A 14,240-nucleotide genomic window follows, 5' to 3' on the forward strand; every position below is an offset into this window, starting at 1 on the left:
ACTGGCCCCCTACGCGAACGCGCTCACGCCAGTGAGAGCGCGGCCGATGATGAGTTTCTGGATCTGGCTGGTGCCCTCGTACACGGTAGTTACCCGTGCATCGCGCAGGTATTTGCCCACGGGGTACTCGTCGATGTACCCGTAGCCGCCGAAGACCTGCAAGGCGGCGTTGGCGGCGCGGACCGCGGCCTCGCTGGCGAACAGCTTCGCCGTGGAGGACTCGGTGGCGAAGGGCTGCCCGCGGTCGATCAGGTCGGCGACCCGCCAGGTCAGCAGCCGGGCCGCGTCGGCCTCCACCGCGATGTCGGCGATGAGCTGCTGCACGAGCTGGAACGAGGCGATCTTGCGGCCGAACTGCTCGCGCTGGGTGGCGTAGCCGGTCGCCGCGTCCAGGCAGCCCTGGATGATGCCGACGCAGCCCGCGGCCAGGGACATGCGCCCCTTGGCCAGGGCCGCCATGGCAATCTTGAAGCCCTGGCCCTCCGCGCCGACGAGGGCGGCGGCCGGGACGAACACGTCGTCGAAGCTCAGCATCGCCGTGGCCTGCCCGCGCAGGCCGAGCTTGCCGTGGATCTCGGTCACCTGCACGCCGTCGGACGGTAGGGGTACCAGAAACGCCGAAACGCCCTTGGGCCCGGGCCCGCCGGTCCGCGCGAACACCAGCGCGACGGACGCCCAGGTCCCGTTGGTGATGAACATCTTGGCGCCGTCGATGCGCCAGCCGCCCTCGGCCGGGGTGGCGCGCGTGGACAGCGAACCGGCGTCGGAGCCGGTGTCGGGCTCGGTCAGCGCGAAGCAGGCGAGATCGGCGCCCGAGCACAGGCGCGGCAGCCACTCGGTCCGCTGCTCCTCGGTACCGAAGCCGAGGATGGTCTTGGCGACCAGGCCCAGGGAGACCGACACGATGCCGCGCACCGACGAGTCGCCGCGGCCGAGCTCCTCCAGGACGAGGCAGTACGTCAGGTGGTCCCCGCCGCTGCCGCCGTACGACTCCGGGATCGTGATGCCGAAGACGCCCAGGCCGGCGAGCTTCCTGACGATCGACAGGTCGACCTGCTCGGCCCGGTCCCAGGCGGCCGCGTGCGGCATGATCTCGCGATCCGTGAACTCGGCGGCCATGCGGCGCACGGCCTGTTGCTCGTCGCTGAGGGTCAAGTCCATACCGGGTCCTTAACTAACGTTGTTAGTTTCTAGGATCGTACGCATGGTCCGTCCCCGAACGCCACTGTTGAGCCGCGAACGCATCGTGGAGGTCGCCACCGCGATCGTCGACGCCGAGGGGCTCGACGCGCTGTCGACCCGGCGGCTGGCGCGGGAGCTGGGCGTGCAGGCCCCGTCGCTGTACAACCACTTCGGCACGAAGGAAGAGATCATCGACGCGATCGGCGACGCCATCGTGTCCGGCGTCGACCTGTCGATGCTCGGCCGGGACCCCTGGCCGCAGGCGCTGCGCGCGTGGGGCCGCGCCTACCGGGCGGCGTTTCGCGCCCACCCCAACGTCGTGCCGTTCCTGTCCCGCGGCCCCGCCCGCCGCCCCGCCTCGCTGCGGCTGGCCGACGCCGTCTACGGCGCGCTCGTCGACGCCGGGTGGCCGCCGGCGCAGGCGACGCGGATCGGGGCGGCGATGCGGTACTTCGTCCTCGGCTCCGCCCTGGGCTCCTTCGCGCTGGGCTTCGTCGACGACCCGTCGCTGTACGCCGCCGACTACCCTCACCTGCGCGACGCGCACCGCCTCGCCGAGCGCCACGCCCGCATCGACGACGGCGCGTTCGAGCTCGGTCTCGACTCGCTGGTCGACGGCCTGGAGCGGCGCTTCGAACGGCTGTCAGGCGGCGACGCTGGCGGGCATCACCAGGAGTAGCTGGCCGCCCGGCCGGGTGCTCATGCGCACCGGCAGCCGCATCATGCGCCCGGCCCGCATGAGCACGGTCGCGATGTCGAGGTCCGGCACCCGCAGCCCCGGCGAGCCGGAGCGGGCCGGGCCGGAGACCATCAGCACGCCGCGCCAGGCCGCCTCCGCCAGCTGGCGGGAGTGGCGCAGCTGGCGCGTGGAGCGGGGCTCGGCGGGGGCGCCGCACAGCTCGCCGTAGCCCTGTGCCCACGCCCGGTCGAGGAAGGCGGCCGCCTCATCGTCGGCCAGGACGCGGAAGATCTCGTAACGGTGGCGGGTGCCGGCGGTGTACCGGTGCACGCTCGCGTCGTGCCCGGCGGTCCGCAGCAGCTCAGCGAGCCGCTCGGCCGCGACGCCGCGGTTGAACTCGTACGGCGAACGTGCCCGGGAGCCCCCCAGCGCCCGGGCACGGCCTCCTCCACCACACACCCCAGTACATCGCACCAGCACGGCCGCCTCGAACGCGGCGACGGTCGAGGCACGGTAACGTTCGCCGCTCGACACGATGTCCACCCGCTTACCGTGACAACACGAGTCCCGTTGCGGGAACGTCCGCCGCCGATCCTTGAGGAACTCTTGAAGGACGGCCTCCCGTACCATGGGCGCACGATGCGGGTGATGCTGGTGGAAGACGACGCGCGGGTCGCGGCCGCCCTGGCCACGGCTCTGCGCCGGCGCGGGCACGAGACCGTGCACTGCCCGACCGCCCAGGGCGCGCTCGACACGTTCGCCGGCGAGCCGTTCGACCTGGTCCTGCTCGACCTCAACCTCCCCGACGGCGACGGCATCGAGGTCTGCCGCACGCTGCGGCGCAAGGACGAGTCGGTGGCCATCATCGCGGTCACCGCGCGCGCCGAGGAGCGCGACCGCGTGCTCGGCCTGCAGACCGGCGCCGACGACTACGTCGTCAAGCCCTACTCGATGGCCGAGCTCAACGCGCGCATCGAGGCCGTGCTGCGCCGCGCCGCGCGCTCGGCCCCGGCGCCGAGCGAGGTCCTCACCGCCGGCCCGGTCACCGTCGACGTCGCCTCCCGGCGGGTCGTCGCCGGCGGCCGCGAGGTGTCGCTGACCCGCAAGGAGTTCGAGATCCTGGCGGTCCTCGCCCGCACGCCGGGCGTCGTCGTCTCCTACGACCGGCTCATCCTGGCGGTCTGGCAGACGAGCTTCGTCGGCCGGCACACCCTCGACGTGCACGTCGGCTCGCTGCGCGCGAAGCTCGACGTCGCCGGGCTGGTGCAGACCGTGCGCGGCGTCGGGTACCGCCTGGCGCCATGAGGGTCCGTCTCGGCGCCGTCTACCTGGTCCTGCTGCTGCTGGTGCTGGCGGCGCTCGAGGTACCGCTGGCCCTGAGCATCGCCGGCCGCGACACCCAGCGCCTGGTGGCCGACCGCCTCGCCGACGCCACGCGCTTCGCCACCCTCGCCGAGCCCGCCCTGCGCGCCTCCGACACGGTGGAGCTCGAGGCCGAGCTGACGCGCTACGACGACGTGTACGGCGTCGGCGCCATCGTCGTGGACCAGGACGCCCAGGAGGTCGTCCGCTCGCGCGGCGACATCCGCCTGACCGACGAGGACGTGCTGCGCCAGGCCCACCGGGCCCTGGAGGGCCGCGAGGCCAGCGACGACGGCACCATCTATCCGTGGCGCACTGCCCCGCTGGTCGTCGCGGTCCCCGTCGGCCGCGGCGGCGAGGTCATCGGCGCCGTCGTCACCGTCTCCCCGACGCGCCGCAACGCCAACGGCGTCGGTACGGCCTGGAGCATCCTGGCCGGCGGCGGCCTGGTGGTGCTCTTCGCCGGCATCGTCGCCGCCTGGTCGCTGGCCCGCTGGACGCTGCGCCCGGTCGCGGAGCTGGACGCCGCCGCCCACGAGCTCGGCGCCGGCGACTACGCCGCCCGCGTTCCGGCGGCCGACGGCCCGCCGGAGCTGCGCCGCCTCGGCACCGCCTTCAACGAGATGGCCGCGACGGTCGCCGACTCCCTGGAGCGCCAGCGCGCCTTCGTGTCCCACGCCAGCCACCAGCTGCGCAACCCGCTGACGGCGCTGCGCCTGCGGGTCGAGGACCTCGGCGCCGACCTCACCGAGCCCGACGCGGTCGAGGGCCATCGCCTGGCCCTGGAGGAGGCGGAACGCCTCGGCGAGGTCCTCGACAGCCTCCTGGCCCTGGCCCGCGCCGAACGCGGCCGCTTCGACCTGGTCGACGTCGACGCGGGCGAGACGGCCTGGGCCCGCGTGCTGGCCTGGCAGCCGGTGGCCGCGAAAAAGGACATAACGCTGCGGTACGTGCGCCCACCCCGGGCGCTGCGCGCCCGCGCGGTCCGCAACGCCGTGGACCAGGCGCTGGACGCCCTGATCGACAACGCCGTGAAGTTTTCGGGCCCCGGCACCACGGTCACCGTCCGCCCCTCCGCCGACGGCAACGGCATCGCGCTGCACGTGCTGGACACCGGCCCCGGCCTGACGGAGGAGCAGCGCGACCTGGCCACGGAGCGTTTCTGGCGCGCCGCCGACGCCCAGAACGTCGACGGCAGCGGCCTGGGCCTGCCGATCGTCGCGGTGCTGGTGGACGCCTCGGGCGGCCGCTTCGACCTGCTGCCGAACGAGCCGACGGGCCTGCACGCGCGCGTCTGGTTCCCCGCGGCCCCCTGAGCGGCGGCGTTTCGTTTAGAGTCGCCCGCGTGGATCTGCACGACATCGCCGCGCGGCTCGGGGTACCCGTCGAGGAAGTCGAGCGCGTGCACGAGCTCGCCGGCGACCGGCCGTCGGCTCCGCTGCCCGCCAAGGCCGACGCGCCCGCGATCCTCGACCGGCTCGCGGTCCGGCCGGACGACGCCGCCGAGATCATGGCGGGCTGGCCCGACGCCGACTCTCCACTGTGGACGCCGGAGCTGCGCTGGCTGCTCGACCGCTCGATCGCCCTGGTCCGCGCCGATCTCGGGGGCCACGCCTGGCTGCCGCCCGGCCCGGAGCTGCCGCGCGACCGGGGCCCCGCCTGGCGGCATCTGTACGTGTACGCGTACCTGGCCCTGGTCGACGTCGTCCTGGGCTACCACCGCGACCATGGCATCCCCGACGCCGTGTCCTGGGTGACCCTCGCCGACCTGGGCCGCAACCTCGCGATCGACCGCCGGATGGACCGCGAGGGCTGGCCGGTCATGCAGAGCTGGCTGACACTGCACGCGCGCGGCGGCCTCTACGAGCTGGGCCGGCTGCAGCACCAGCGCGGCGGCGCCGCCATCGACCTGCACATCCCCGAGTCGGGCCCGTTGACCCCATCGGCGATCGCGGCGTCGCTGGACGAGGCCCGCGCGTTCTTCCCGCGCCACTTCCCCGACGAGCACTACACGGCGTTCGCCTGCGGCTCGTGGCTGCTCGACCCGCAGCTGCAGGAGTACCTGCCCGAGGACTCCAACATCATCCGGTTTCAGCGGATGTTCGAGCTGGAGCCCTACGAGGAGCCGGAAGGCCTGGACGCCGACGTCGAGGTGCGGCGGTTCGTGTTCCGCTCCTTGACCACGCCGCTGGATCAGCTGCCGCGCCGCACCGCGCTCCAGCGCGCGGCCGTCGACCACCTGCAGTCCGGCCGCCACTGGCGGTGGCGCCGGGGCCGCTTCGCGCTCTGATCACAGCGACCACGCCGCTAGGCCGGCCGCCCCGCCGCGGCCGCTTCGCGCTCTGACCACATCCCGGTCACTGCGGCCGGCCGTCGGCGCGTTCGCCCGACACCACCGGGCCGGGGCGCGGACCTGGAGGCGGCCCATGCCGGGTCGTGCCAGGCTCCGTCGCGAAAGCCAACGGCGGTAGAGGGGCGGCCCCCCACCCACGCTCAAGACGCCCACCCACGTTCGACGCACTCATCCGTCGACTGTGCGATCCTGCTCGGCGCGCGTCGGGCACGGACCCCGCGACGCGGCCGCCCAAGCACGGCTGCGAGGCAAGAGAGCGATCCCGAGACCGTCGCGAGCAGTCTCGTCAGCGGACTAAGAAGTGCGGGCGCGCGCGAGGGCACGGCGCAAAGTCAGGGGCACGCAACGGCAACGGCGACATCAGGCGACTCCGGAAAACGGATGCGAGCCAGGCGATCGGCCCATCCGCTTTCATGTCCAAGCCTATCACCGTGAGAAAAATTCACATCCCCGAAAATGCACCGCGTCACTACGCCTTCTGCGCACGGTAATAGCGGATCGCCCCGGGGTGCAGTGGCAACGGGGGAGTCGAGATCGCCGAGCGGATGTTCAGGCGGGCCGCGGCCTGATGGGCCTTCGCCAGGTCGTCGCGGCCCTCGAAGAGCAGGCGGGTGACGCCGTACGCCAGCGGGTCGCTCATCGACAGCCGCACCGCCAGGTAGTTGGCGATGCCGATGACGACCGTGGCCGTGATGCCCGAGTACGTCGAGGCGGGCACGACGCGCTCGGCGTAGTAGTCGCCGAACGTGCGGCGCAGGCTCTGGACCGAGTCGGCCAGGTTCAGCAGGCGGATCGGCATGGCCTTGGCCAGCTCGGCGATCGCCGCCACCGGCAGGCCGCCCGAGAAGAAGAAGCCGTCGATCGAGCTGGCGCGCAGCGCGGCCACCGAGTCGTCCAGGCCCAGCTGGGCGCGGTTCACGGTCACGTTGTTGACGGACAGGACGCGGTCGGCGGTGATGGCCGTGCCCGAACCCAGGGCGCCGACCGAGATCCGGTGGCCGGTCAGGTCGGCGAGCGACGCGATCGGGCCCCGGGCGGCGACCACGACGTGGATGTAGTCGTCGTACAGGCGGGCCAGGGCGGCCAGCTGGCCGGGGTGGCGCGTCTCGTTCTCGGCGGCGATGTCGGCCTGGGTGAAGGCCACGTCCGCGGTGCCGTTCAGCAGGTAGTCGACGTTGATCTGGGACGCCGCCGTGGACAGGACGCTCGCGTGAACGTTGGGCAGGTAGCGCTGGGCGAGGTCGGCGATCGCGGTGCCGTACCGGTAGTAGACCGCGCCGGGGCTGCCCGTCGCGATGCGCAGCGTGCCGGTGGCCTCGGCGCCGTCGGACTCGCACGATGCGAGCAGGGGCGCCGCCAGAAGGCCGAGCAGCAAGCGGCGTCTCATGTGGACAGTCCGAGCAGGGGGCGCAGCGCGTCGATGGTCTCCGCCGCCGACACGTGGCGCAGCGTGGTCATGCCGAGCGCCCGTGCCGGCTTCAGGTTGCCGGGCAGGTCGTCGACGTAGACGCACTCGGAAGGGGGCAGGCCGATCGCGGACGCGCCCAGGGTGTACATCTCGGGTGCGGGCTTGCGCAGGCCCACCTCGCCCGAGATCACGACGCCGTCGAAAAGATCGTTCAAGAGCCCGCGGTCGTACCGCTCCATGCCCCACGAGTTCGAGATGAGCCCGGTGCGCACGCCTTGCGAGCGGGCGAGACGGACGAACGCGAGCATCGCCTGGTCGTCGGCCGCCGTGGCCATCAGGCGGTCGATCAGGCGATCGGGGTCCACGCCCAGGAGCGCGGCGAAACGCGACTCGAACCCGGCGACGTCCAGGGTGCCGTCCTCCAGGGCGGCCAGCAGCGAGCGGGCCGTGGGGTCGGCGCGGAACAGCTCGCGGACCGTGCCGGGCGGAAGCGACGAAGCGGCGCAGAACGCATCGAATGAGGCAAATACGTCGGTGGTGAGCACGCCGCCGTAGTCGACCAGCAGGCCCCGGTGCACCGTCATGACCCGAGCGTAGTCAACTCCGGGCGGTCTCCTCGGCCAGGGCCAGGACCGTCTCCCGGTGCGAGGCGGCCCGGCGCTGGCGGGTGGCGGACGTGCCGCGGGAGCGCAGCGCGGCCATGAGGTCCACGGCCGTGTCCCACTCGCCGCGGGCCTCGAGCGCCGGGCGGGCGTGCTCGAGCAGCGCGTCGATGCGCACGCCGGCGGGGACGGCGGAGCGGGTGGACGGGTCGACCAGGTGGCCGCCGAGGCCGGAGCGGGCCGCGCGCCAGGTGGCGGCGCGCAGCAGCACCTGCGGGGTCTCGGGCAGGGGGCGGCCGGCGGCGTCCTCCTCGGCGGCGACGGTCACGAGCGCGCGGGCCAGGGCGGCGAGCAGCACGACGTCGTCGACGTCGGGGCAGGAGTCGGCGACGCGGACCTCGACCGTCGGGTACCGCGCGGACGGGCGGGCGTCGAAGTACACCATCCCGGCATCGCTGATGACCCCGCTCTGGACGAGCGTGTCCACGACGCGGTCGTACTCCGCCGCCGACCTCAAATCCGGCGGCGGCCCGACGGTTGGCCAGCGCGACGTGACGACGGTGCGGTAGGAGGCGTAGCCCGTGTCGTGGCCGGCGAAGTACGGCGACGAGACGCTCAGCGCCAGCAGCGTCGGCAGCCACTCGCGGATGCGGCGGGTGATGCGCACCGCCAGGTCCTTGTCGGGCACGCCGACCTGGACCTGGCAGGCGGCGACCTGCTGCTCGTCGACGAGCTGGCGGTACTCCTGGGCCATGCGCTTGTAGCGCTCGTTGGGGTACACCCGGCTCGGGCTGCTGCCCGAACCCGGGACGCTGCCGGCGGCCACGATCGCCAGGCCGAGCCGCTCGGACGCCTGGACCAGGGAGCGGCGCTTCTCGACCAGGTCGGCGCGCAATGCGGTGAGGTCGGTCTGCACGGCGCTGGCCGTCTCGACCATCGAGCGGTGCAGCTCCGGCTCGGCGTCGGCGCCGCGCAGCACCCGCCGCGCGGCCGCCTCCAGCTCGCCGCTGTCGAGGTTGACGACGTGGAACTCCTCCTCGACGCCGATCGTGTCGCCGACGTCTACCACCGCGGGTGCACCGAGGAGCGGACGAGCTCGTCGTAGACGTCCTGCACGCCGGCGTGGGCCTCGGGCGTGAGCGACGGCAGCGCGGCCGCGTCGGCGTTGGCGCGGGCCTGCTCGCCGTTGCGGGCGCCGGGGATGACGACCGACACCGCCGGGTGGTCGATGATCCAGCGCAGCGCGAACTGCGCCATCGTCGCGTCCTCGGGCTTGAGCGCGGCCAGGCGGCGCACGGCGGCGAGGCCGGTGTCGTAGTCGACGCCGGAGAACGTCTCGCCCTGGTCGAACGCCTCCCCATGGCGGTTGTACGTCCGGTGGTCATCGGCCCCGAAGGTCGTCTGCTCGTCGTAACGGCCGGACAGCAGGCCGCTGGCCAGGGGCACCCGGGCGACGATGCCGACGCCGGCCTTCTCGGCGGCGGGGAAGACCTCGTCGAGCGGCTTGAGGCGCAGCATGTTGAAGATGATCTGGACGCTGGCGACGTTGGGGCGGGCGATGGCGAGCAGCGCCTCCTCGGTGGTCTCGACGCTCACGCCGTAGGCGCGCATGCGGCCCTCGGCGACCATCTCGTCGAGGGTGTCGAAGACCTCGTCCGTGCGGTACACCTCGGTCGGCGGGCAGTGCAGCTGCACCAGGTCGAGGGTGTCGACGCCGAGGTTCTCGCGGGAGCGGTCGTTCCAGGCCAGGAAGTTGTCGCGGCGGTACGCCTCCGGGGTCTGCGGCACGCGCCGGCCCATCTTGGTGGCGACCGTGACCCGCCGGCCCGCGGGCAGGGAGCGGGCGAACTGCCCGACGATGCGCTCGCTGCGCCCGTCGCCGTAGACGTCGGCGGTGTCGATGAAGGTCACGCCGGCCTCGTGCGCGGCGATGAGCGTCGCGAGGGCCTCGTCCTCGTCGACCCGGCCCCAGTCCGCGCCGAGCTGCCATGCGCCGAGCCCGACCACGCTCACGGGGGTGCCGGTGCGCCCCAGAATCCGTTCCTGCATGGGAACACCCTAAGGCGCACCGGATTGTCATGCCCGCGTTCAGAACACCGGCGTGCCGTTGCGCACGAGGCGCCAGTTCGGGGCGAAGAAGTCGGCCGGGTCGATGACGCCCTTGGCCTGCGCCCAGTCGATCAGCAGCTGCCGGATCTCCTGCTGGGCGTTGTACACCTGCGTCTTGACGATCCCGGGGAAGTTGCCGCCGCCGGAGCGCCGGTAGTTGTTGACCGCCACCACGAACTGCTCGGCGTCGCCGACCGGGGTGGTGGTGCCGGGGTGCACCAGCCTGGTGATGCGCTGGCCGACCGGCTTGCTGATGTCGATGTCGTACTCCACGCCGGACAGCGTGTCGTAGTTGTAGTCCGGCACCGACGGGTCGCTGATCGTCGCCGGGTCGACGGGCGCGCCCGGGGCGAGCGTGACGAAGTACTTCGCCGAGTACTCCAGGTACGCGCGCACCTCCGCGCCGCTGAGCACGACGGCCTCGAGGGTGTTGTCGTAGATGTACAGCCCGGCGACGTCCTTGATCTTGACCTGGCCGGCCGGGAACAGCGCGGTGCGGGAGAACGGCGCCGCGATCGACAGCACCGGCAGGGACGCGTACTGCCCACCGGCCAGCGCCGCCGTGACCGTGTCCGTCTGCACCTTGTTGATGTAGTCCAGGATCGGCGTGTCCTTGTAGCGCGACTCGGCCGCCGAGAGCTCCTGCGTGGAGTTGGCCACCACCTGGTTGACGTAGGCGACGGTCTTGTTGTGCTGCTCGCGCACGGCGGCGAGCACGACCGGGTCGGCCTCGAAGGCGTTGGTGTTGATGTTGGTGGCCGACTTCGTGGTGATCCGCCAGCTGCCGCGCTCGCGGGTCAGCGTGAAGTCCATGCGGGTGACCCGCTGGCCCCACTTGGAGGGCTCGGAGAGCAGCACCTGCTCGCCCGTGGCGGCGTTGGTCACGAACCGCTGCGGGATGTCGTTGTGCGCGTGGCCGAACAGGATGGCGTCGATGCCGGGGACCTGGGCCGCGATGAGCGCCGACGGGTTCTCGTTGGGCAGCTCGGGGCCGTAGCTGGAGGTGCCGCTGTCGCCGCCGTGCGCGGAGATCAGCACGATGTCGGCGCCGCGGCGGCGCATCTCGGGCACGTACTTCGCCGCGGTGGCGATCATGTCCTCGAAGCGCAGCTTGCCCTCGACGTTGCCGCGGTCCCAGATCGCGACGCCCGGGTTGGTCAGGCCGAGGATGCCGACCCGCAGCTGGGGCGCGTCGCGGCCGAGGTCGACCTTCTTGATGATGTACGGCGTGAAGGCCGGCCGCCCGTTCTTGGCGTTCACCGCGTTGGCGGCGAGGGCCGGGAAGCCGAGCTGGCGGATCCACAGGTCCAGCAGCGGCAGCCCGTAGTTGAACTCGTGGTTGCCCAGCGTCACCGCGTCGTAGCGGATCACGTTCATGGCGCGGGCCATCGGGTGCCGCTCGCGGGTGGCGGTGATCGGCTCCTGCTTGGCGTAGTACGTGGCCAGCGGCGTGCCCTGGATCGTGTCGCCGGCGTCGAGGACCAGCGTCGCCTTGCCCCGCCGCTCGGCCCGGATCTGGTTGACCAGGGTGGCGACCTTGGCCAGGCCGACGTCGTTGTGGGCGCCGTCGTCGTACTCCGCGTCGCGGTAGTAGTCCCAGTTGTAGACGTTGCCGTGGGTGTCGGAGGTGCCGAGCAGGGTCAGGTCCCAGGTCGTCGGCTGGCCGGGGCGTTCGCCCGCGGCCTGCGCCGGTCCACCGGTCACGAACGGGGCGGCGGCGGCCGCGGCGGCCGCGGCGAGGACCCCGCGCCGGGAGAGGTTGGTCATTGGATTGAGCCTCCGTGGTGGTCAGGACGCCTCGTGGGCGTCCCGGGCACCATAACCGCCGGTCAATGCCGCGATACCGGCGAGGTAGACATCGCGGTCGACGCGCCCGGTCAGGACGCGCTGGATGACGTACCCCTGGATGAGCCCGACCAGGACCGCGCCGACGGCCGCCGGGTCGGCGCCGGGCGCGAGCTGGCCGGCGTCGCGCGCGCGGGCGGCCAGCGCCACGGCGGCATCGCGGATGCGGCCGTAGATGCCGCCGATCAGCTCGGCGAACGTCGGGTCGTGGGCCGCCTCGCCCCAGACCTGCACGGCGATGCGGATCGGGCCGTCGACGCCGAGGTTGTGGTCGACCTGGGCGAGCAGTTCGGCGAACACGGTGTGCAGCGGCGGCGCCGGCTCGACCCGCATGAGCTGGTCGAGGGTGGCGATGATCACGCCGACCTTCTCCTCGGCGATGGCCCGGATCAGCTGGTCCTTGCTGGAGAAGTACCGGTAGAAGGCGCCGACGGACAGCCCGGCCTCGCGGATGACGTCCTGCATGGAGGTCTGGTGGAAGCCGTTGCGGGCGAAGCAGCGCGTCGCCGCCTCCACGATCTGCTCGCGGCGGGCGGCAAGATGGGCATCGGAGACGCGGGGCATGCCCCGATAATAAAACGAACGCTCGCTTTAGACTCGCGTCGCGCTGAAGATCATGGTGGTCATCACCACGCCGCCGGTGCCGGCGTTGGACAGCACCAGGCGCGGGCTCAGCGACGTGAACGGGTGGTCCTTGTCCACGAACGTCGCCTTGCGGTTGCCCGTGGAGAACGCCGTGAGCTCGATCCCGCCGTCGGCCGTCGGCTTGCACGTGACTTGCAGCGGCGTCGAGGCCGTCGTGGGCGGCCCGGCGTTCTTCGGTTTCGCCGAGGCGGCCACCCGCGGGTGCTGGTCGCCGGCGTGCTTGTAGATCTCGATGATCCCGTCGGCGGTGACCTCGAAGCTGTACCCGTTGCCGAGGTTCGCCCCGTCGAAGCACCCGGCGCCGATGCGGGCCCCGCCCGCGCCCTTGCCGATCGCCGCGAACTCCAGGTCGATCGCGAACCCGCCGCCCGGCACGCTGAGGCGCTGCTCCGGCCCGGGGGCGAGGCAGCGCACGTTGGGCTGCTCGGCGGTGACCCGCAGCGCGTCCGGCACCTCGATCTTGCAGCCGCCGGCCGCCGCCCAGCCCGCCTTCTGCTGCAGCGCGGCCACGGTCCGGGTCCCCTTGAGCGGCCACGGCCCGACCGAGCCGAGCCAGCACGCGATGACCGGCCGGGCCTTCCACTCCTTGTCGAGGCCGGGCGGCAGCAGCGGCGCCTCGAGGGGCAGGAAGGACTGCCCGAACGGTACGCCGAGATAGTCGCCGTAGGACTGCTCGCACATGGCCCGCGACGCCGCCGCGACCGCCTTGGTGCCGGGGTCGACGGTGAACGGCAGGTGCCCGACGAACGTGACCTCGCCGACGTGGGCGGCGTTGCACGGGGCCACGTACCGCAGCTGCGACGACCCGCCGATCCAGTCGAAGCACTCGCCGGTCTTGAGGTCGAACTCGCCGGCCGCGAAGCTGTCGGCGGCCGAGGTCGCGGGCGAGGCGAGGGCCTTCGCGATGCGGTCGCCGTCGGCGTTGTCGGCGACCGGCAGCCCGTCGGCGAAGAGCTGGACCAGCGACGGCGACATCCCGGCGACGGTCAGCCTGGTGTCGTGGACGGCCTGGCGGTGCGTGGGCGAGAGCCCGGCCACGACGACGACGTGCCCGTCCTCGGTGCGCAGGTAGTACTCGAAGCCGAGCCAGTGCCCGGCCCCGACGGCGCCGAGCGGCACCGCGACGGCGACGGCCAGGGTGGCGTACCCCGTGACGGTGCCCCACGCCCGCCCGACCGCGGCGGCGATCATCGCGGCGGCCGCGGCGAGGACCCCGCCGAGCAGGGCGATCGCCCCGCCGTCGGACAGCAGCAGCCGCAGCGGCGCGGCGACGAGGAAGCCGAGCAGCCCGCCGGCCCGGGCGGCGCCGCCGTCGAGCACGTCGGGATTGCCGCGCACCAGGTGCAGCAGGCCCAGCGCCGCCACGACGACGCCGGTGGCCCGGGTCAGCACCCGCTCGCGCAGGAACGCCAGCGTCGCCGTGCCGAGGTGGCGCAGCTCGCCGCCGTTCCACAGCCGCCGGTCGGCGACCGGCACGACGAGCAGCTGCCACGGCCACGGCTCCCGCGGCAGGCGGGGGAGCGGCCAGGCCAGCAGCAGCGGCAGCACCGGCAGCGCGTAGGCGGCGTAGCCGAAGAGGAACATCGCCGCGGCGCGGGCGGCGCCGCTGAGCGGCACCTGCGGTACCCACAGGAGGGCGGCCAGGGCCAGGGCGGCCGCGACCGTCACGGCCAGCCGCACCCACGACGGGCGCCGGGGTTTCGGCCGCTCCGGTCGTCGTGCCTCGCCGGTGAACTCGCCCGTGAACTCGCCGGTCGGCTCGCCCGGGCGGCGGGCGCGGCGGCGGTGGATGCCGGTCTCGGCGGCGGCCGCGCCCCGCCAGTCCGTGAGGGCGGCCCGCACCTGCTCGGCGGCGGCCCAGGCCAGCAGCAGCGCCACGACGAGGGTGAGCGCGATGCGCCAGGCGGCCGGCGCCGGCGCGAACCCGAGCAGCGTGGACAGCGCGAGCATCACCCCGGTGGCCAGGACCAGCAGGGCGACCGCGGGGAGAGCGGCGCGGGCCCGCCGACCGGCCTCGGACATGGCTGGGAGCATGGCACCCGGGTTTGCGCGCTC

Annotated in this window: 13 protein-coding genes; 4 read left to right on the forward strand and 9 right to left on the reverse strand. The window is 73.2% G+C overall.

The features are described from left to right. Nucleotides 1-9: 9 nt before the first annotated feature. Nucleotides 10-1,161: an acyl-CoA dehydrogenase family protein gene (locus ACQEVU_RS05280; protein ID WP_433321303.1), complete on the reverse strand. Its 1,152-nt coding sequence runs from the start codon at nt 1,159-1,161 to the stop codon at nt 10-12. Between the two features lie 43 nt (nt 1,162-1,204). On the opposite strand from ACQEVU_RS05280, the gene ACQEVU_RS05285 reads away from it, so the two are divergent. Then, nucleotides 1,205-1,861 carry a TetR/AcrR family transcriptional regulator gene (locus tag ACQEVU_RS05285; protein WP_433321306.1) on the forward strand — a complete coding sequence of 219 codons (657 nt, stop codon included), beginning with the start codon at nt 1,205-1,207 and terminating at the stop codon, nt 1,859-1,861. On the opposite strand, the gene ACQEVU_RS05290 is transcribed toward ACQEVU_RS05285, so the two are convergent. Next, the gene (locus ACQEVU_RS05290) at nt 1,826-2,404 is read right to left on the reverse strand and encodes a hypothetical protein (RefSeq protein ID WP_433321309.1); all 579 of its coding nucleotides are present in this window, start codon (nt 2,402-2,404) and stop codon (nt 1,826-1,828) included. The two genes, ACQEVU_RS05285 and ACQEVU_RS05290, sit on opposite strands and share 36 nt — an antisense overlap. Nucleotides 2,405-2,500: 96 nt before the next feature. Here ACQEVU_RS05290 and ACQEVU_RS05295 point away from each other — a divergent pair, with 96 nt between their 5' ends. From ACQEVU_RS05295 to ACQEVU_RS05305, 3 genes are read left to right on the forward strand one after another with little or no spacing between them, the layout of a single operon-like run. After that, nucleotides 2,501-3,166 (forward strand): response regulator transcription factor, encoded by a 666-nt coding sequence (locus tag ACQEVU_RS05295; protein WP_433321312.1) that lies wholly within the window; start codon nt 2,501-2,503, stop codon nt 3,164-3,166. Then, the gene (locus tag ACQEVU_RS05300; protein WP_433321315.1) at nt 3,163-4,539 is read left to right on the forward strand and encodes an ATP-binding protein; all 1,377 of its coding nucleotides are present in this window, start codon (nt 3,163-3,165) and stop codon (nt 4,537-4,539) included. The genes ACQEVU_RS05295 and ACQEVU_RS05300 overlap by 4 nt, the downstream gene beginning before the upstream one ends. Nucleotides 4,540-4,568: 29 nt before the next feature. Continuing rightward, the gene (locus tag ACQEVU_RS05305; RefSeq protein ID WP_433321318.1) at nt 4,569-5,513 is read left to right on the forward strand and encodes an acyltransferase domain-containing protein; all 945 of its coding nucleotides are present in this window, start codon (nt 4,569-4,571) and stop codon (nt 5,511-5,513) included. Nucleotides 5,514-6,045: 532 nt separating this feature from the next. Here the strand turns inward: ACQEVU_RS05305 and ACQEVU_RS05310 are convergent. From ACQEVU_RS05310 to ACQEVU_RS05340, 7 genes are read right to left on the reverse strand one after another with little or no spacing between them, the layout of a single operon-like run. Next, the gene (locus ACQEVU_RS05310) at nt 6,046-6,963 is read right to left on the reverse strand and encodes a TAXI family TRAP transporter solute-binding subunit (protein WP_433321321.1); all 918 of its coding nucleotides are present in this window, start codon (nt 6,961-6,963) and stop codon (nt 6,046-6,048) included. After that, entirely contained in the window at nt 6,960-7,568 is a 609-nt protein-coding gene (locus ACQEVU_RS05315; protein ID WP_433321324.1) for an HAD family hydrolase, read from the reverse strand. Before ACQEVU_RS05315 ends, ACQEVU_RS05310 begins: the two co-directional genes overlap by 4 nt. A gap of 13 nt (nt 7,569-7,581) precedes the next feature. Continuing rightward, on the reverse strand, nt 7,582-8,655 hold the full coding sequence (locus tag ACQEVU_RS05320) for a carboxylate-amine ligase (protein ID WP_433321326.1): 1,074 nt from the start codon (nt 8,653-8,655) through the stop codon (nt 7,582-7,584). Next, on the reverse strand, nt 8,649-9,635 hold the full coding sequence (locus ACQEVU_RS05325) for an aldo/keto reductase (protein ID WP_433321329.1): 987 nt from the start codon (nt 9,633-9,635) through the stop codon (nt 8,649-8,651). The genes ACQEVU_RS05320 and ACQEVU_RS05325 overlap by 7 nt, the downstream gene beginning before the upstream one ends. A 39-nt stretch (nt 9,636-9,674) precedes the next feature. Further along, nucleotides 9,675-11,462 carry a bifunctional metallophosphatase/5'-nucleotidase gene (locus tag ACQEVU_RS05330; protein WP_433321331.1) on the reverse strand — a complete coding sequence of 596 codons (1,788 nt, stop codon included), beginning with the start codon at nt 11,460-11,462 and terminating at the stop codon, nt 9,675-9,677. A gap of 21 nt (nt 11,463-11,483) precedes the next feature. Continuing rightward, the gene (locus ACQEVU_RS05335) at nt 11,484-12,104 is read right to left on the reverse strand and encodes a TetR/AcrR family transcriptional regulator (RefSeq protein WP_433321334.1); all 621 of its coding nucleotides are present in this window, start codon (nt 12,102-12,104) and stop codon (nt 11,484-11,486) included. Nucleotides 12,105-12,131: 27 nt separating this feature from the next. Then, nucleotides 12,132-14,207, reverse strand: a complete 2,076-nt coding sequence (locus tag ACQEVU_RS05340; RefSeq protein ID WP_433321336.1) for a hypothetical protein — start codon at nt 14,205-14,207, stop codon at nt 12,132-12,134. Nucleotides 14,208-14,240 lie beyond the last annotated feature (33 nt).

The organism is Dactylosporangium sp. CA-139066 (assembly GCF_050936175.1).
GTDB lineage: Bacteria > Actinomycetota > Actinomycetes > Mycobacteriales > Micromonosporaceae > Dactylosporangium.